Genomic DNA, 17994 nt, shown 5'->3' on the forward strand with positions numbered 1-17994 from the left:
TCCTCAGTACATGAGGGTCGGCGTGAGCCGTGCCGCGTCGGGGTCGGCGGCGGTGAGGGTGGGGTCGGGGATGGTGGGCGGCTGCTCGGGACCGGCCTTCACATGCCGCACCAGCAGGGCCGCCTCGGCCACGGCGAGCACGCCGTACAGGACGGTGAAGACGCTCAGGGAGATCGCGACCTCGGCGAGGCTCACCCCGGGCGAGACGCTCGCGGCGGTCAGCAGCTCGCCCTGGACGGTCCACGGCTGGCGCCCGATCTCGCTGAGCAGCCAGCCCGCGATGATCGCCATCATCGGCAGCGGGAGCGCCAGCACGCAGGCCCGGGCGAACCAGGACGGCACCGGCGCCGCCGCACGCTTCTCCCCGGTACGGCTGTCGTGCCGCCTACCGCGCTGCCTACCGCGCTGCCCACTGGGCTGCCCACCGCGCCGCTTCCTGGTGAGCCAGAGGCCGAGCACCGAGAGGCCGACCGTCGCCATGCCGAAGCCGATCATCACGCGGAACGACCAGAAGACCACGGGCACGTTCGGCGTGTAGTCGGCCGGGCCGAACTGCTCCTCATACCGCCGCTGGATGTCGTCCACGCCCTGGACGGTGGCGCCGGGGTCGTGGGCGGCGAGCAGGCTGAGCATGTTCGGCACCTCGACGCCGGGCACGATGGAGAAGGGCGCGCCCGCGGTGTCGCGGGTGAGGCCCTCGGCCGCGGCGAGCTTCATCGGCTGCTGCTCGTGCAGCAGCCGGCCGGACAGGTCGCCGGTCCCGGCGACCACGACCCCGGCGAGCGCCGTCATGACCAGCGCGCCGCGCAGGCTGGTCCGCCACATGTCGGTACGGCGGCGCAGCGGGATCGTGGCGTCCCCGTCCCCGTCGCCGGCGCCTGCCGTGGCGGGCTCGGCGGTCCGCCGGCCGGTGACCCCGAGGCCCCGCTCGCGCAGGATCCGGTAGCCGCTGACCGCCAGCACGAAGCCGCCCGCCACGACGAACGCGGCGGCGACGACGTGCGGGATCTGGGCGAGCGCGGTCGGGTTCGTGAGGACGGCCCACAGGTCGGTCATCCTGGCCCGGCCGTTCACCACCTCGTAGCCGACCGGGTGCTTCATCCAGGCGTTGGCCGCAAGGATGAAATATGCCGACAAATTGGACCCGATCGCCGCAGCCCAGATGGCCGCCAGGTGGAGCCGCTTGGGGAGCCGGTTCCAGCCGAAGATCCACAGGCCGAGGAAAGTCGACTCCAGGAAGAACGCGACCAGCGACTCCAGCGCGAGGGGCGCTCCGAACACGTCGCCGACGAAGGTCGAGTACTCGCTCCAGTTCATGCCGAACTGGAACTCCTGCACGATGCCGGTGACCACGCCCATCGCGAAGTTGATCAGGAACAGCTTGCCGAAGAACTTCGTGAGCGTGAGGTAGTGATCCTTGCCCGTGCGGTACCAGGCGGTCTGCAGCCCGGCGACGAAGGCGCCGAGCCCGATCGTCAAGGGTACGAACAGAAAGTGGTAGACGGTGGTCACCCCGAACTGCCACCGTGCCAGGTCTAGCGCGTCCATGTCCCCCTCGCGGGTGCCGGAGCTCTACAGGTCGTAGTTCTACTAACAGTAGTACTACAGCCTGTAGAGCAATTGGTGGGATGACTGCGCCGCGAGATCTTTGTCACAACCGAGGATCGATGCCCCCATGACCCTCGTTCGCGGCGCTTGCCCCGTTCGATCCGAGAATGCGGTCCCGGACGGTCCCGGCTTGAAGGGACCGGCGGCCTGACTCTCCGGGAACGCCTCCTGGGAGGCTTGGTCCCAATAATGGACACGTCATGCGAAACCGGCGTCCGCCGTTGGGCTGATTCGACGGTACGTCGCGCGAGGGACATCAGCCCGTGGCCTTCCGCGTGATCACGAGAACGGAGAGGGCCGGTCTCCCAAATGGGAGACCGGCCCTGTCCGCGCGTTACACGAGCTAGGAGACGGGCACGCCTCCTGCCTTCAGGTACGCGTGCAGATCGCCGATCTCGAAGCCCCGGCGCTTGATCTTGTTGACGAGCACGCGGAAGTCCGCGGCCAGGTTGGGCCGGAAGTGCAGCAGCAGGATGTCCCCGGAGCGCAACTGCTTGTCGGGCACCTGGTAGGCGATCTTGCCGCCGGGCTGCACGGTCGCGGTCCACATCACGATCGCCTTGATGCCGCATTCCGCGGCCGCCTGGGCGGTCGCCGCGTTGTGGTTGCCGAACGGCGGTCGGAACAGCGTGGGGCGCCGCCCGGTCTCCTTGCGGATGAGGGTGGACATCCCGCAGATCTCGGCCCGCTGCCTGTCGTAGCCGAGCGTCCGCAGGTTGGGGTGGGTGAGCGTGTGGTCCTCGATCGGCGCCCCGGCGTCCCGCAGTTCCCGGAAGTAGTCCCACTGGCCGGCGCCCACGTACCGGCCGCCTCCGGAGGCGCCGTCGGGGGACCCCTTGGCCTCGACCGCGTCCCGCATGGCGAACACCGTGATCGGGATCCGCTGGTCGCGTACCTGCTTGAGGAAGCCGGGATCCTGTTCCCAGCCGTCGTCGATGGTGAGGAAGACGACCTTCCGCTTGGTCGGGATCATGCTGATCACCGGCACGCCGTTCGCCGACTTGGGGATCCGCCCGACCTCGCCCGGCCGGGGAAGCGCGGCGCGGGGGGTCGGCGACGCGGCGGGCGCGGAACGCGCGCCGCCGGGCGAGGAGGAGCGCGACGTCGCCGGGGCCGTCGGCTCCGCCTGGGTGGCGCCGCCCTCCGCGCATCCCGCGGCCAGAATCAGTCCCATCAGCACGCCTGTCAGACGTCGATTGCCCTTCATGACCAACAATCTTGGTCTAACCGGACATCCGGCGTGTCTCGTCGATACCTCCCATAGGGGGACTACCGGTGCGCCGGACCCGCCCTGACCTGCGGCAAAGCGGCGCGGCGTCCGCAGTGTGAAACGGGGCACCTGAGGCACGGCGCGTGTGGCGCGGAGAGACCTGCCTAGGGTTGATCATGGGTGTGGGCAGATGTTGCCCTTATCCACGCTGCCGGAGAGTCCGTAGTCTCCGGAGCCAGAAGGGTGCCGGAAGAGGTGATGGCGTGAAGATCACGGGAAGTGCCGTGCTCGGGGTCGGACGCAAACAGGTGTGGGCCGCGCTGCAGGATCCCGGCGTCCTGGTGCGGACGATCCCCGGATGTGAGCGGCTCGAGGCCGTCGGTGACGACGTCTACAAGATGACCGTGAACGCCGGCGTGGCCTCCATCAAGGGGCTCTACCAGGGCGAGGTCGCGCTGTCCGACCCCGAGGAGCCGGAGCGGTTCGTGCTGCGGGCCCGGGGGCAGGGCGCGCCCGGCACCGTCGACGCCACCGTGCGGATCCACCTCACCGAGGTCGAGGGGGGCACCCGCGTCGACTATGACGCCGAGGCCGTCGTCGGCGGCATGATCGGCGGAGTCGGTCAGCGGATGCTCGGCTCGGTCGCGAAGAAGACCGCGGGCGAGTTCTTCACCGCCGTCGAGGAGCACCTCCTGTCCGGTGTGGCCGCCGTCCTCGAACCGGTGGCCGCCGCGGGCGCACCGGCCGGGGCGGGCGAAACCGCGGTCCTCGCCGGGACGGGCGTGGTGGGTGCGGGCGAGGCCGTCGCGGCCGCCGTTCCGTACCAGGCGCAGCCCGGGCAGGTGTTCAGCCGCGAGGCGCCCGCCGCCGCCCGTCCTCCCCGCGCGGGCGTGCCGCCGTGGACGATGCTCGCCGCGTTCGGGATGGGCGCCGGCGTCGCGCTCGGCAGCGCCGTCATCGGATGGGTCCTCGGCCGCCGGCGAGGGTGACCCTGTACGCCCGGAGCGGTGATCCTCGAACGCCGGAGAGGCGACCGGAACGCCGGAGAGGTGGTCAGAGACGGGGGTGAAGGCTGCCCCTGGTTGTCATGGGCGTTACCGGTGGGAATGGTGCGGTTTCGCGGCAGGTTAGAGCTGGTCGTGAAGATTGAGATTTTTTCCGACGTCGTCTGCCCGTGGTGCTACATCGGGCACGCCAGGCTGAAGAAGGCCGTCCAGCTCTTCGACGGCGAGGTCGAGGTCGTCCACCGGCCGTTCCAGCTCGCCCCTGACGCGGTCTCGAACGGGGAGCCGCTGCTGCCCTCGCTGGCGCGCAAGTTCGGCGGGCCCGCCCAGGTGGAGCAGATGACCCGCCGGGTGGCGCAGGCGGCGGCCGAGGACGGCCTGGAGCTCGACTTCGAGCGGGCGATCCAGGCCAACACCTTCGAGGCCCACCGGCTGATCTGGCTGGCGCAGCGCGCCGGACGCGGCGCGGAGGCCGCCGAGTGGCTCTTCCGCGCGCACTTCGAGGAGGGCCTCGACGTCGGCGACCCCGCGACGCTGGCGAAGCTGGCGGCCGAGATGGGCATCACGGACACCGGCGAGGGGGCCGACGAGGTCCGCGCCGAGCTGGCCCGCGCCCGCGACCTCGGCATCAGCGGTGTTCCGCTGTTCCTGTTCGAGGGCCAGTTCGCCGTCTCGGGCGCCCAGCCCGTCGAGACGCTGGTCGCCGCCCTGCGCGAGGTCCAGGCCCGTACAGCGATTGCGACCGCCCAGCGGGCTCCCGGCGACGCGGCCGCCCAGGACACGGGTCAGGGGAGTGCCCAAGGGGACGGCGACGCCTGCGACGACGGCTTCTGCGCGGTCTGATCTGCGCGGTCTGGGCGGTGCTATCTGGTCCGTCCTCGCACGGTGGAGGATCGCCGGCTCAGACGTGAGCCTCCCGGCCGGTGGGCGTCTCGTGGTGGGACTGCTCACCGAGGTCGCCGGTGCGGTGGTGACGGCGGCAGAGGACCCGATAGTGCACGGGGTCCTCCGCCGCGCCGTCCGGTTCGGCGTCGGTGCCGGTGTCGGCGATGACGACCTGCTCGCCCGTCCTGGCCATGACACCGCCGACGACCCGGGCGTTCAACAAGCCCGGGCGGCCGCACCAGCACAGGACCTCCACCTGCAACCGGGCGACCTCGTCGGCCAGCTCGAAGAGCCGCTGCGCCGCCGGGAACATCTGGGACCTGAAGTCGGACGCCAGCCCGAAGGCGTAGACGTCGATGCCGTGGTCGTCCACGAGATCGGCGAGTTGCTCGATCTGCTCGACGCTGTAGAAGCACGCCTCGTCGCAGATCACGTAGTCGATGCGGTCGTGCGCCGCGACCAGCTCGACCAGGTCGAGCCCGTCCACGACCTCGACGGCCTCGTTGTCGATGCCGATCCTGCTGGTGATCCGGGCCCCGCCCGAACGGTCGTGCTTGGTCAGCACGATCCCGCGTCTGCCCTGCCGCCGGTGGTTGTAGTTCATCTGCAGGGCCAGGGTGGACTTCCCGCAGTCCATGGGACCGTAGAAGAACTTGAGCACGGCGTCCCGGAGGCCCTGAGTAGGCGAAGAAGACAAGGCAGACAGATCAGTCACGGGCCGCCAGCTTAGTGGCAACGATCCTATGAACGATGGGTTGCGTCCCCGACGTTCGGCCAGCGTCCGCGCCGGGGACGTTCTGCACGACGTCCGCGTTGGCGTGATCATGTACAACATGGGACATTCCTCTTCATCTGAATCCCAGGAGGTGCCGATGACCACGCCAGAGGAGCAGCCGGACACGCCGAGCGCGCTGGAGGCGATGATGATCGCCGACGACACGGCGGCGGCCGAGGCGGAAGCCGCCCGCTGGCGCTACGGGTTCTACGTGGTCCTCACCGGTCTCGTGGTCACCCTGGTCGGCTTCAGTGTCGCCGTGGTGAGCACGGGTCAGGCGAGCAGCCTCTTCGCCGGGCTCGCCGGAGTCGTGGGAACGCTCACCGGCGCGTATTTCGGCGTGCAGAGCGGCCAGTCGGGAAAGGCCAAGGTCGAGGCGGAGCTGCGCCGGGTCAACGACCGCGCCATGCGGATGGCGTCGTACGTCGGGCCGCAGCACATCGAGGAGATCATGGGGCGCGCTCCCGGTGGAAAGGCCGTGGCCCGCTGGCCGCGCCCGCCCCAGAGTCGCTCCTGACCTATCCAGAGTCGCTCCTGACCTATCCAGGGCCGCTCCCGACTTGTCCAGGGCCTCACCGGCACACCGGCCTGCGCCGGTGTGCCGGTGAGGCAGTCTGTGACGAGGATTCGCCGATTCTTCGGCAGATTCTTCGGCAGAGTGCGCCGGTTCCCGCCGTCGGTGCCGCTCTGTAGACACTGGAACATGCCTAGCGTCCGCATCGGGGTCGACACCGGAGGCACGTTCACCGACGTGGTTCTGGTCGACGAGCACACCGGCAAGATCGTGACAACCAAGACTCCTTCGACTCCTGCCAATCCGGCCGACGGGTTCATGGCGGGCGTGCACAAAGTTCTGGAGCTCCATGCCGGCGACCCCGGCGCGGGACCGGAGATCGGGTTGGACACCATCTCCGGGATCGTGCACGGCACGACGGTGGCGACCAACCAACTCCTGGAGGACCGCGCCGCCGGCACGGACCATCTCGGGTTCGTCACCACCGAGGGCTTCGAGTTCCTCCTGGAGATCGCGCGGCAGAGTGTGCCCGACGGGTACGGCAACTCCTACTTCTGGGTGAAGCCGCCGAGGATCGTCCCGGTGCACCGGGTCAAAACGGTGGGCGGGCGGCTCGACCACCTGGGCCGGGAGGTCCGCCCGTTCGACGAGGACGAGGCGGTGGCGGCGGCCCGCTGGTTCAAGGAGCACGGTGTCACCGCGATCGGCGTCTGCTTCCTCCACTCGTACGCCGACCCCGCGCACGAGCTCCGGATGCGGGAGGTGCTCGAACGCGAGCACCCCGAGGCCGTCGTGTCGCTGTCGAGCGAGGTGCTCCGGGAGTACCGGGAGTACGAGCGATCCGTGACCACGCTGGTCGACGCCGCCGTCAAGCCGGTCATGCGGAGGTACATCCAGAACCTCTCCGACCGGCTCGGCCGCCAGTTCTCGATCATGAAGAGCAACGGCGGCGTGCTGTCCGCCGCCGAGGTCGTCCACCAGCCGATCACCACCGTCCTGTCCGGCCCCGCGGCGGGCGCGCTCGGCGCGGCCCTGATCGCCGGTACGGCCGGCCGCCCGAGCGTGATCACCCTGGACGGCGGCGGGACCTCCACCGACGTCGCGGTGGTGGTCGAGGGCGAGCCGTCCCTGACCACCGAGGGCAGCATCGGCCGCTACCCCTGCAAGATCCCGATGATCGACATCGTCACCGTGGGAGCAGGCGGCGGCTCGATCGCGTGGATCTCCCCCGAGGGAACGCTGAAGGTTGGCCCGAAGTCCGCGGGAGCCGACCCGGGGCCGATCTGCTACGGCAGGGGCGGCACCGAGGTGACGGTCACCGATGCGCACGTCTTCCTCGGCCGGGTGCCCCCGCACCTGCTCGGCGGCGAGATCCCGCTCGACGTGGCGGCGGCCAGGGCGGGCATCGAGGCCCTGGCCGGCAAGCTCGGGCTGACACCGGAGCGCTGCGCCACCGGCATCCTGGAGATCAGCGCCTTCAACCAGTCCAACGCGATCAGGCAGATCACGGTCAAGCGCGGGCTGGACGTGCGCGACTTCCCGATGGTCGCCTTCGGCGGGTCCGGCCCGTTGCTGGCCTGCCGCCTGATCGACATCCTCGGGCTGCCCGCCGCCGTCGTGCCGCCCAACCCGGGCAACGTCTCCGCGTTCGGGCTGCTCACGGTCGACGTCAAGAACGACTACGTCCGCACGCACGTCTCCCGCGCGCCCGCGCCGGACGCGCTCGCCGCGATCTACGCGGAGCTGGAGGCCCAGGCCGCGGACGCGCTCGACCGTGAGGGGTTCACCGACCACGTGTACGCCCGCAGCGCCGACCTCCGCTACTACGGCCAGGCGTACGAGGTCCGGGTGCCCGTCCCCGGCGGCGCCGTCGACGACGCGTGGTGCGCGGCCGTGGTCGAACGCTTCCACACCGAGCACGAGAAGCTCTACGGGTACGGCTACCGCGACGATCCCCGCCACGCCGTCGAATGGGTCAACCTGCGCGTCTCCGGCATCGGGCCGATCACGCGCCCCGCCGTCGCCCGCGTACCGGAGCAGGTGGGCGAGGCGAGCCCGGTGGCGACGCGCGAGGTGTTCTACGAGCAGTGGGGACGCACCGTGATCTACCGCCGCGCGGATCTCGGCGCCGGCGCCGTCGTCAGGGGCCCGGCCGTCGTCGAGGAGTACGGCTCCACCCTGCCCGTCCACCCCGGTTTCACCGCCACGGTGGACGACCACGGAAACCTGGTCCTGGTGAGCGACCGATGACGACCAACGAGCAGAGGAGCGAGCGGATGACTCTGGCGGACCCGGTACTCGTGGAGATCGTGGAAGGGACGCTCGCCTCGGTCGAGAAGGAGGTCGAGACCGCCATCGCGCGGACGGCCCGCTCGCCGATGATCCGCGACGCGCACGACTTCCGCGCCGGCATCCACGACGTACGGCTCCGCAAGCTGACCGGCCGGTCGTACTCCGCGCTGGTCCAGCCGATCGTCCGGGACTTCCCCCTGGACACGATGAAGCCCGGCGACGTCTTCTTCCACAACGACGTCTACCTGTCCGAGGGCGGGATCGGCCACCTCCCGGACCTGTGCGTGACGGTCCCGGTGTTCCGCAAGGGCGAGGTGGTGGCCTTCGTGCAGGCGTTCGGCCACCACGACGACATCGGCGGGGCCGTACCCGGATCGATGCCGTCGCACGCGCGCAGCGCCTTCGAGGAGGGCCTGATGGTCCCTCCGATCAAGCTGTGGGACCAGGGCGTGCCCAACCGCGCCGCGCTGACGATCATGACGCGCAACTCGCGGATGCCCGACTCGCTCGCGGGCGACCTCGACGCCGAGTGCTCCGCGTGCCTGATGGGCTCCCGGCGGCTGGGCGAGCTCTTCGACCGGTACGGCCGCGAAGCCGTCGAGGCATGCTTCGACGCGATCATCACCAAGACGACGGAGACGTTCCGCAGGGAGCTGCTGGCGAAGATCCCCGAGGGCGTCCACGTCTGGGAGGACTACGCCGAACACGACGGCGTGGACGAGCCCCGGCTGCACACGCAGCGGATCACGCTGACCGTGGACCACGCCGCCGAGGTTCCGCTGACGATCGACTTCACCGGCACGTCGCCGCAGGCCAAGGGGCCGATCAACCACGCGGGCGACTACGCGGACGGCGTCTTCCTCAAGAAGTGGCTCGCGCCGATCCTGCGCAACCTCGCCGACACCCCGGAGCGGATGGCGGAGCTCGACGTCAACGAGGGCGTCGTCCCGCTGATCAAGATGGTGTTCCCGGAGAAGGGCACACTGCTGACGCCGATCTTCCCGGCGCCGACCAACGCGCGGACGTTCGTGATCCTGCGCCTGCTCGGGGTGCTCGCGGGCGTGCTGGCCAAGGCGACCGGCGGCCGCATGCCCGCCGACCAGGAGACCATCAGGTACACCGGCGTCTACGGCGATTCGGACGACGGGCCGTACCTCATGCGGGAGGTCCTCGGCGGCGGTTCCGGCGGCCGGTGGTACGCCGACGGCGAGGACACGATCCACGTCGTCCCCGACTCGCGCAACATCCCGGTGGAGTTCGCCGAGGCCCGCTGGCCGTTCCGGGTGGAGCGTCTCGGGCTGGCCGTCGACAGCGGCGGCGCGGGGGAGTACCGCGGCGGCCTGGGCTACGACAAGCACATCCGCATGCTGCGTGACGCGTCGTTCATGTCGATCGCCGACCGGTCCATCCTGTCGTGCTGGGGCGTCGACGGAGGCCGCGCGGGCAAGCCGTTCGTCGTCACGGTCGACGGTGAGGAGATGGAGGGCCTGGTCGACGACTTCCCGGTCCGCGCGGGGGAGATCGTCCGGGTTCGCACCACCGGCGGTGGCGGGTGGGGCTCGCCGTACGACCGTTCCCCCGAGGCGGTCGCCGCCGACGTCCGCGACGGCAAGGTCTCGTTCGAGGCCGCCAGGGAGGACTACGGCGTTGCCCTGCACGGCTCCCGCGACGATGTGCGGATCGACGAGGAGCGGACCGCCGAGCTGCGGGAGTCCCTCCGGGCCGCCGTGCCGGAGGGATCGCCCTTCTTCGACCGCGGCCCCGGGTACCCCACCCTCTCCGGCGGCCTCCCGTACGCCGAGGTGGACATCGTCTGAGCGAACCGAGACGAACGCCGGCCCTCGCCGCCCGGGGCCTCGCCCCGGGCGGCGGGCGCCGACGGGCCCGGCCGCCCGTTCAGGCGGCGAGGCCTACGGGTTGCGAGTCAGGCGCTCATCCCGCGCGCCAGGGATTCGTGAGGCGCATGGCCGTCCCGTCGCCATTGGGATTCGCTTGCAGCACCATGAATGCCTCGTCGTCGATGTCGAGCGAGAGGGTCCTGGATTGCCACACTCCGTTGCATTCCGTGGTCGAGACCCGCCCGACGCCCCCGTGCCGCCACAGCATCAAGCGGGCGCAGCGGCCGTCGCCCGGGCCGGAGTCGCGGAGTTGCGCGGAGACGGTGACCCAGACGCGCTTGTCGGCGGTGTCCTTGCGCCAGGTGATCGTGACGTTCCTGAGCTGGGCCCTGGCCTTCCCGGTCTCGGGATACTGCAGGTAGGAGTACCGGAACGTCTTGACGTAGACGCTCCGCTGGGCCGACGCCGACGTGGTGGACGACGTGGTGGACGCGAAGGCGGCCGAGGCCGCCGACGGGGCGGCGAGCGCCGCGAGGGTCAGGCCGGCGGCGAGTACGGCGCGGAGAGGTCGATTCACGGTGCCCCCGTTGGTGGTGACTGTGCTTGGGGTGAGGATCCGACACGTCGGTATACGGGCGGTATATCGGTCGGGATATCGGCTACGCGGTCACGGCTCGATATCGACGCCCCTTGGCGATCTTGACAATGTGATTTGCCCGCGAAAGATGGCTATTGACTGAAATTTCACGAACGTGAGGCGTGAGTGGAGTTCCGCATTCTCGGGCCGTTGGCCGTGTCGAACGGGGGCACGGACGGCGGCGCCGACGGGGGCACAGACGCGGACGTCGACGTCGACATCGGAGGCGCGGGAAAGCCGCGGCTCCTACTCGCCCTCCTCCTGTCACGGGCGCGGAACCCTGCCCCCATCGACTGGCTGACCGGGGCCATGTGGGGCGACGACCCCCCGCCGTCCGCCCGGCGCAACATCCAGCTGTACGTGTACCGGCTGCGGCGCCTCCTCGGCCCGGAACGCATCCTCGGCCATCGGGACGCGTACTCCATCGACGCCTCCGACGAGGAGGTCGACGCGCTGCGGTTCCGGCGGCTGACCGATGAGGGGGACGCCGCGCTCGCGGAGGGCAGCCACGGCCGGGCGGCCGAGTGCTTCAAGGAGGCGCTCGCGCTGTGGCGTGCCGAGCCGTACGGCGACTTCCCGGAATGCGCGCCCCTCGCCTTCGAGGCGGACCAGCTCACGCAGTTGCGCATCGCGGCGCAGGAACGCTGCGCGGAGGCCGAGCTGGCGCTGGGCCGCGGCACCTCGCTGGTCCCGGAGCTGTCCGAGCTGGCGCGCCGCCACTCGCTGCACGAGCGGTTCAGCGCCCAGTTGATGCTCGCGCTCTACCGGGCGGGCCGCAGGGGCGAGGCCCTGGAGATCTTCCAGCGGATCCGGGGAGAGCTCGTCGCCGAGCTGGGGCTGGAGCCCGGCGCCGAGCTCCGCGAGCTGCACCGGCGCATGCTCGCCGAAGACGTACGGCTCCTGCCCGAGTTCCCCGGGCCGCCGAGCCGGTTGCCGCCGGACATCGGCGACTTCGTGGGACGCGACGACGAGCTCGTCCTGATCGAGCAGCACCTGTCGGCCAGGGAACCCCGAGCCGAGTCCGGCGCCGTGCCGGTGGTCGTCGTCTCGGGACAGGGCGGGGTCGGCAAGAGCACCCTCGCCGTGCGCGCGGCGCACCGGCTCCGGCAGTCCTATCCCGGCGGGTCGCTGTACATCGGCCTGCGGGGGACCGAGGAGCAGCCGCTGTCGCCGATGGAGGCGCTGGAGCGGCTGCTCCGGATCCTGGGGGTCGAGGTGCCCGGCGACGGCGCCGGTCTCGACGAGACGGCCGGGCGGTTCCGCCAGGCACTGCAGGGGCGGCGCCTGCTCGTCGTCCTCGACGACGCCGGGAGCGTGGAGCAGATCCGGCCGCTGATCCCGGGCGATCCGGGCTGCGGCGTGATCGTCACCAGCCGGCGCCGGCTGGCCGGCCTTCCGAGCACCGGCCGGGTCGAGATGCGGGTCCTCTCCGACGCCGAGGGCGTGCATCTGCTGAGCCAGGTCGCCGGCCGCGAGCGGGTGCGGGCCGAGCCGGACGAGGCCGCCGAGGTCGTACGGCTCTGCGCCGGCCTGCCCCTGGCCGTGCGCATCGCGGCGGCTCGGCTCGCCACGCGCCCACACTGGGCGATCTCCGACCTCGCGAGGAGGCTCGCGGACGAGCGCCGCCGCCTGGACGAGCTGGCCGTGGACGACCTGGACGTCCGCGCGAGCGTCGCGCTCGGCTACCGGGGACTGGCGGCGGACCAGCGCCGGGCCCTACGGCTGATCAGCCTGCTGGGATCGAGCGGGTTCGCCACCCGGGCCGTCGCCGCGCTCCTCGACCTGCCCTCGGACCGGGCACTCGAACAGGTCGAGGAACTGGTCGACCACCGGCTCCTGGAGATCGTCGGCGGACGGGGCCCCGACCTGCGCTGCCGTACGCACGACCTCGTCCGGGTCTACGCGGCCGAGCGGGCCGCGGCGGTGGAAGCCCCCGAGAAGATCGCCGCAGCGGTCGAACGGGTGGCCGTCGCCAGTCTGCGGATGATGGGCACGATGGACGCGCGGCTGCCGCTGGCGCTGCCGAGGGTCCACCGCCGGCCCGAGCACGCCGGGCACGCCGAGTGCGGACCGGCTCCCGGTCCCGGCTGGCTCGCCGCCGAGGAGGAGTTCCTCGTCGGCCTGGTCGAACGCGTCGCGCAGTCCGGGTTCGACGAGCTGGCCTACGCCCTCACCGAGGCGCTGGTACACGCGCTGTTCGCCGTCGGCAACAGGTTCGACCCCTGGAACCGCGCGCTCGACGCCGCCCACGCGGCCGCGCGAGCCGCCCGCAGCCGCCGGGCCGAGGCGGCGGTCGAGAGCGGGCTGGGACAACTGCGGTACTGCGAGGACCGGTTCGCCGGCGCCAAACGGCATTTCACCCGCGCCCTGCGCCTCTACCGGGAGCTCGGCGACACGTGCGGCGAGGCGAACGCGCTGAACGGCCTGGGAACCGTGCACAAGGAGCTCGGGGAGCACAGGGAGGCGATACCACTGCTCACCCGGGCGCGGCGGCTCTGCCAGGAGTTCGGGGACGGCGAGGGCGTCGCGCACGCGCTCTACGGCCTGGGCGTCGCGCACCGGGAAATGGGCGCGGACCGGCGGGCGCTCGGCCGGTTGGGCCTGGCGGTACGGGCGTTCCGTCTGGCCGGACATTACCCCGGCGAGATCATCGCCATCCGCGGCATCGGCCTGGTGTTCCGGGCCAGGGGAGACCTCACGCGGGCGGAGGAGTGGTGCGCGGAGGCGCACCGGCGGGCGGCCGGGATCACGGACCGGCACCTGCGGTGCTACACCGGCCAAGCTCTGGCCAAGGTCTGGCTCCGCACCGGGAGGACGGCAGAGGCCGAGCGGCTGCTCGCCGCCGGGCTGGAGACGAGCGCCGAGCTGGGTGACCGGTTCGGTACGGCACTCGCCCTGCGGACCCTCGGCGAGGCGCATCTCGCCGCGGGACGTCCCGGACGGGCGCTCGACCACCTCCACCTTGCCATGGCCGAGTGGGAGGACATGGAACACGACCTCTGGGCCGCCCGTACCCACCGGGACATGGGCGCGGCGTGGGCCCTGCTCGACGGTTGCCCGGCCGCGCACGACCACTGGCGCTCCGCCCTGCGCACCTTCACGCGGACGGGCGTACGCGAGGCGGGCGAGCTGACCGCCTGGCGCCGCCGATGGGGCTGCCACTGCGACCTCCCGGACGTCCACGAAGATCGATGATCCGGTCAGAGTGCGGGAGTCGGGGCGGGCGACCCTTTCGCGATCAGCAGACGCCGGATCGCCTCGGTGTGCTCGCCGCACGTCGCGGGCGCGGCAGACGTCGCGACCGTGGGGTCGTGCGAGGTTCTCGTCGAAATTATGTGCGTTTATCGCGGAATCTGGCAATCGTGAAGACAGGGGCTCCGGAATGATCGTTCCAAGGGGGTGCGGTTGGCATGACCTGCCAGTTCCTTCGATGAGAAGACCTGGCAGGCTAGCGGTAACACCTGAGCCGCATGGGAGGACGATCTTGCGGGGACCGCTGGATGACATCGTCGTTCTGGACCTGTCCCGGGCGCTGGCCGGGCCGCACGCCGGTCAGATGCTCGGCGACCTGGGCGCCCATGTGATCAAGGTGGAACATCCGTCGTCGGGGGACGAGTCGCGCGGGTGGGGGCCGCCGTTCGTTGGCCCAGATCACGACATATCCACATACTTCCTTGCGGCCAACCGCAACAAGCAGTCCGTCACGGTCGACATGAAGACCACCGAGGGCAAGGAACTCATCGAGCGGCTCGTACGGCAGAGCGACGTGCTGATCGAGAACTTCCGCACCGGCGTCCTCGACCGGCTCGGCTTCCCGGTGGAGCGGCTGCACGAGCTCAACCCCCGCCTCGTCGTCCTGTCGATCACCGGGTTCGGGCACGACGGTCCCGAGGGCGGCCGTCCCGGCTACGACCAGATCGCCCAGGGCGAGGCCGGCCTCATGTCGCTCACCGGGCCGTCCGCGGACGAGCCGTACCGCGTGGGCGCCTCGATCGCGGACCTGCTCGGCGGCATCCACGGGGCGTACGGTGTCGTCGCCGCGCTCTACGAGCGTGAGAGGACAGGCAAGGGCAAGGTCGTGCGAACGTCCCTGCTCGCCTCGGTCGTCGGCGTGCACGCCTACCACGGCACCGCCTGGACGGTCGGCGGCCAGGTGCCGAAGGCCGCCGGGAACCACCACGCATCCATCGCGCCCTACGGCGCCTTCCGCTGCGCCGACGGCATGATCCAGATCGCGGTCGCCAACGAGGGCCAGTGGCGCAAGGTCGCCACCCTGCTCGGCATCGACCCCGACACCCCGAAATACGCGAACAACCGGCAGCGGTTCGCACACCGCGACGAGCTGATCGGCGACCTGGAGAAGGCCCTCGCCCAGCACGACCGGGCGCACTGGCTCGCCGCCCTGGGTGAGCTCGGCATCCCCGCGGGCGCCATCCGCACCATCGACGAGGTGTACGCCTGGGACCAGGTCAGGTCGCAGGGACTGCTCGTCGAGGTGGACCACCCCGTGCTCGGGCCGATCGAGCTGCCCGGCCCGCCCCTGCGCTTCGGGGACGCGGGATCCGGCGAGGAGCACCCGCGCCGCCATGTCGCGCCGCCCCTGCTGGGACAGGACAACGACGCGGTGCTCGGCTGGCTCCGTGCGCGTGAGAGCGAGTCCGAACGCTCGCCCGAGAGTGAGCGACGCCGATGACGAGGCCGGACGCCCGGGCTCTGATCAGCCGGGTGCTCGACCCCGGCTCGTGGAAGTCGTGGGACGAGCCGCCCGCCGACCCGGCCGAGCCCGGCTCCCCGTACGCCGAGGAACTCCGGGCGGCCCGGGAGCGCACCGGCTACGACGAATCCGTGATCACGGGGGTGGGCACGCTCGACGGCCGCCGCGTCGCCGTCGCGGTCTGCGAGTTCTCGTTCCTGGCCGGGTCGATCGGGGTGGCCGCCGCCGAACGCCTGACCCGCGCGGTCGAGCGCGCCACCGCCGAGAGGCTGCCGCTGCTCGCCGCCCCCGCCAGCGGCGGCACCCGGATGCAGGAAGGGGCGCTCGCCTTCGCCCAGATGGCGAAGATCACCGCGGCCGTCGCGGCCCACCGCGCCGCCGGCCTGCCGTACGTCGTCTACCTGCGCCACCCGACCACCGGCGGCGTGCTCGCCTCATGGGGGTCGCTCGGCCACGTGACGGCGGCGGAGCCCGGCGCGCTCATCGGGTTCCTCGGCCCGCGCGTCTTCGAATCGCTGTACGGCTACCCGTTCCCCGAAGGCGTGCAGGTGTCGGAGAACCTGTACGCCCACGGCCTGGTGGACGCGGTCGTCTCCGCCGAGGACGCGAGGGAGATCGCCATCCGCGCCCTCTCCGTCCTCTGCGCCCCCAGGAAGGGCCTGGCACGTCCGGCGGAGCCGGAGGAGACCGCTGAGGAGGCCGAGGCATGGGAGGCGATCACGCGTTCCCGCCGCGACGACCGTCCCGGCGCGCGCGGCCTGCTCAAGCTGGCCGCCTCCGACGTCACCCCCCTGAACGGCACCGGCGTGGGCGAGAACGACCCGGGCATGCTGCTCGCGCTCGCCCGCTTCGGCACGGTGCCCGCCGTCGTGCTCGGCCAGGACCGGCGGCGCCTGCGGGCCGGAGGGCCGCTCGGCCCGGCGGGGCTGAGGGTGGCGCGGCGCGGCATGCGCCTCGCCTCCGAGCTCGGCCTCCCGCTGGTCACGGTGATCGACACGGCGGGCGCGGCGCTGTCCAAGGCGGCCGAGGAGGGCGGGCTCGCCGCCGAGATCGCCCGCTGCCTGGCCGATCTCATCATGCTGGACGCGCCCACGGTCTGCCTGCTGCTCGGCGAGGGTGCGGGCGGCGCGGCGTTGGCGCTGCTGCCCGCCGACCGGGTGATCTGCGCCCAGCACGGCTGGCTGTCGCCGCTGCCACCCGAGGGCGCGTCGGCCATCCTCTACCGGACGGTGGACTTCGCACCCGAGATCGCCGCCGCGCAGGGCGTGCGCGCGGCCGACCTGAAACGTGACGGCGTCGTCGACCGGATCGTCGCCGAACGGCCGGACGCGGCCTACGAGCCGGAGGCGTTCTGCCGCAGGGTGGCCGGGGCGCTCGAATACGAGATCGCGGACCTGCTCGCCCGGCCTCCCGCGGACCGCATGGCCGCGCGGCTCGCCCGCTACCGGTCGCTGGGCTCCTGATCCCCGCCGACCCCCGTGGGGATGGGAACCCGTTCCACCCGAATCGACTGGACCTCGTCGCGCGGCACGACGACCTCGTAGGCGCCGTGGTCCACCAGCCAGTAGCCCAGCGCCTCGGCCTTCACGCCGCTGTGCCCGGTGTACGCGATGTGCAGGCCGGCCACGTCGCCGGTGTCGTCCTCGTCCAGGACCAGGCAGGGCTCGCCGCCGTACGCGCCGACCGTGCGGAGCAGGGTCAGCCACTCCAGGTCGGCGCGGGACACCTGGCGCCGCCAGTACCCCGCGGCCTGGGTGAAGCCGTTTTCCGGCGACTCGCTGAACAGGACCACGTCGTCGCTGTCCGGGCCGACGGCCGCGGCGTACGTCTGGCCGCGATGGCCGGCCACGAAGCCCAGCCCGACCGGCTCGATGTCACTCATGCCGTGCCCCGCTCCGAAGTCGTGGTGAATCCTGCTCTGTCGCCGTGACGCCGTGCAGGATGCCCCGGCGCGGCCCCGGTGTGCCGTGCACGCGGTCGGTCACGCGTCCGGTAACGCGTCCGGTAAGGCGGCGGATCATGCGTCCTGTCACGAGGCCGGTCACGCGTGCGGTCACGAGGCCGGTTGCCAGGACAGGCCGTCGTACCGGGCGAAGACGCGTTCCCCGGCCTTCGTCAGGTGGATGATCTCCGCCCCGGCCGGGATCGGCATCGGCATCGTGTGGAACTGCGGCACGACGCTGTCCCTGGACGCGGTGAACCCGTTCCCGGTGAACGGCGTTGCATCGCTCCAGTCGCCGCCCATGTGCGGGCCGTACGGGACCACGTAGGTGTCGGTGTCGCGCGCCTGCCACCGCATGATGTACAGCTCGGGCACCCCTGGCACCAGGTCCGACCCCTCGAACTCCAGGTCGAGGGCGCCGACGAGCGCCGTCGGCGTGGTCAGCCGGCCGCAGTCCCGCACGCGGTACACGTACCCGGAGATGATCGTCCGCTTCCCCGACAGGTAGGGCACGAGCAGCCGCGGCGGGATCACCTTCTGCATCGACGTCCTGTGTCCCGGCTCGGTCATGACCG

Annotated in this window: 14 protein-coding genes; 8 read left to right on the top strand and 6 right to left on the bottom strand. The window is 71.6% G+C overall.

Features of this window, described 5'->3' with window-relative positions; translation table 11 throughout:
- Window positions 1-3: 3 nt before the first annotated feature.
- Window positions 4-1548 carry a cytochrome ubiquinol oxidase subunit I gene (locus QSK17_RS03980; RefSeq protein ID WP_285702994.1) on the bottom strand — a complete coding sequence of 515 codons (1545 nt, stop codon included), beginning with the start codon at window positions 1546-1548 and terminating at the stop codon, window positions 4-6.
- A 403-nt stretch (window positions 1549-1951) separates the two neighbouring features.
- A complete protein-coding gene (locus QSK17_RS03985; protein WP_285702995.1) occupies window positions 1952-2782 on the bottom strand; it encodes a polysaccharide deacetylase family protein in 831 nt (276 codons plus the stop codon).
- 299 nt (window positions 2783-3081) lie between these two features.
- On the opposite strand from QSK17_RS03985, the gene QSK17_RS03990 reads away from it, so the two are divergent.
- Together QSK17_RS03990 and QSK17_RS03995 are read left to right on the top strand one after the other, a co-directional pair.
- Window positions 3082-3807: an SRPBCC family protein gene (locus QSK17_RS03990; protein WP_285702996.1), complete on the top strand. Its 726-nt coding sequence runs from the start codon at window positions 3082-3084 to the stop codon at window positions 3805-3807.
- A 150-nt stretch (window positions 3808-3957) separates the two neighbouring features.
- Window positions 3958-4665, top strand: a complete 708-nt coding sequence (locus QSK17_RS03995) for a DsbA family oxidoreductase (protein WP_285702997.1) — start codon at window positions 3958-3960, stop codon at window positions 4663-4665.
- Between the two features lie 58 nt (window positions 4666-4723).
- Here the strand turns inward: QSK17_RS03995 and QSK17_RS04000 are convergent, their stop codons facing one another.
- Entirely contained in the window at window positions 4724-5422 is a 699-nt protein-coding gene (locus QSK17_RS04000; protein WP_285702998.1) for a thymidine kinase, read from the bottom strand.
- 157 nt (window positions 5423-5579) lie between these two features.
- Between QSK17_RS04000 and QSK17_RS04005 the strand changes: the two genes are divergently transcribed.
- The 3 genes from QSK17_RS04005 to QSK17_RS04015 all read left to right on the top strand — a co-directional run bounded on the left by QSK17_RS04005 (window position 5580) and on the right by QSK17_RS04015 (window position 10105).
- Complete coding sequence (locus tag QSK17_RS04005) at window positions 5580-5999, top strand: hypothetical protein (protein WP_285703000.1); 420 nt, start codon at window positions 5580-5582, stop codon at window positions 5997-5999.
- A 186-nt stretch (window positions 6000-6185) separates the two neighbouring features.
- A complete protein-coding gene (locus QSK17_RS04010; RefSeq protein ID WP_285703001.1) occupies window positions 6186-8246 on the top strand; it encodes a hydantoinase/oxoprolinase family protein in 2061 nt (686 codons plus the stop codon).
- Between the two features lie 26 nt (window positions 8247-8272).
- Window positions 8273-10105, top strand: a complete 1833-nt coding sequence (locus tag QSK17_RS04015; protein ID WP_285703002.1) for a hydantoinase B/oxoprolinase family protein — start codon at window positions 8273-8275, stop codon at window positions 10103-10105.
- Window positions 10106-10220: 115 nt separating this feature from the next.
- On the opposite strand, the gene QSK17_RS04020 is transcribed toward QSK17_RS04015, so the two are convergent.
- Window positions 10221-10703 carry a hypothetical protein gene (locus QSK17_RS04020; RefSeq protein ID WP_285703003.1) on the bottom strand — a complete coding sequence of 161 codons (483 nt, stop codon included), beginning with the start codon at window positions 10701-10703 and terminating at the stop codon, window positions 10221-10223.
- Between the two features lie 186 nt (window positions 10704-10889).
- Between QSK17_RS04020 and QSK17_RS04025 the strand changes: the two genes are divergently transcribed.
- The 3 genes from QSK17_RS04025 (at window position 10890) to QSK17_RS04035 (ending at window position 16940) form a co-directional block, all read left to right on the top strand.
- Entirely contained in the window at window positions 10890-13958 is a 3069-nt protein-coding gene (locus tag QSK17_RS04025) for an AfsR/SARP family transcriptional regulator (protein ID WP_285703004.1), read from the top strand.
- A gap of 289 nt (window positions 13959-14247) precedes the next feature.
- Window positions 14248-15456, top strand: coding sequence for a CaiB/BaiF CoA transferase family protein (locus QSK17_RS04030; protein ID WP_285703005.1), 1209 nt, complete (start codon window positions 14248-14250; stop codon window positions 15454-15456).
- Window positions 15453-16940 carry a carboxyl transferase domain-containing protein gene (locus QSK17_RS04035; protein WP_285703006.1) on the top strand — a complete coding sequence of 496 codons (1488 nt, stop codon included), beginning with the start codon at window positions 15453-15455 and terminating at the stop codon, window positions 16938-16940. Before QSK17_RS04030 ends, QSK17_RS04035 begins: the two co-directional genes overlap by 4 nt.
- Here QSK17_RS04035 and QSK17_RS04040 read toward each other — a convergent pair.
- The gene (locus tag QSK17_RS04040) at window positions 16919-17359 is read right to left on the bottom strand and encodes a hypothetical protein (protein ID WP_285703007.1); all 441 of its coding nucleotides are present in this window, start codon (window positions 17357-17359) and stop codon (window positions 16919-16921) included. The two genes, QSK17_RS04035 and QSK17_RS04040, sit on opposite strands and share 22 nt — an antisense overlap.
- A 171-nt stretch (window positions 17360-17530) precedes the next feature.
- Entirely contained in the window at window positions 17531-17989 is a 459-nt protein-coding gene (locus QSK17_RS04045; RefSeq protein WP_285703008.1) for a hypothetical protein, read from the bottom strand.
- Window positions 17990-17994: the final 5 nt, after the last annotated feature.

Source organism: Microtetraspora sp. NBRC 16547, assembly GCF_030268965.1.
In the GTDB taxonomy this organism is placed as follows: Bacteria; Actinomycetota; Actinomycetes; order Streptosporangiales; family Streptosporangiaceae; genus Microtetraspora.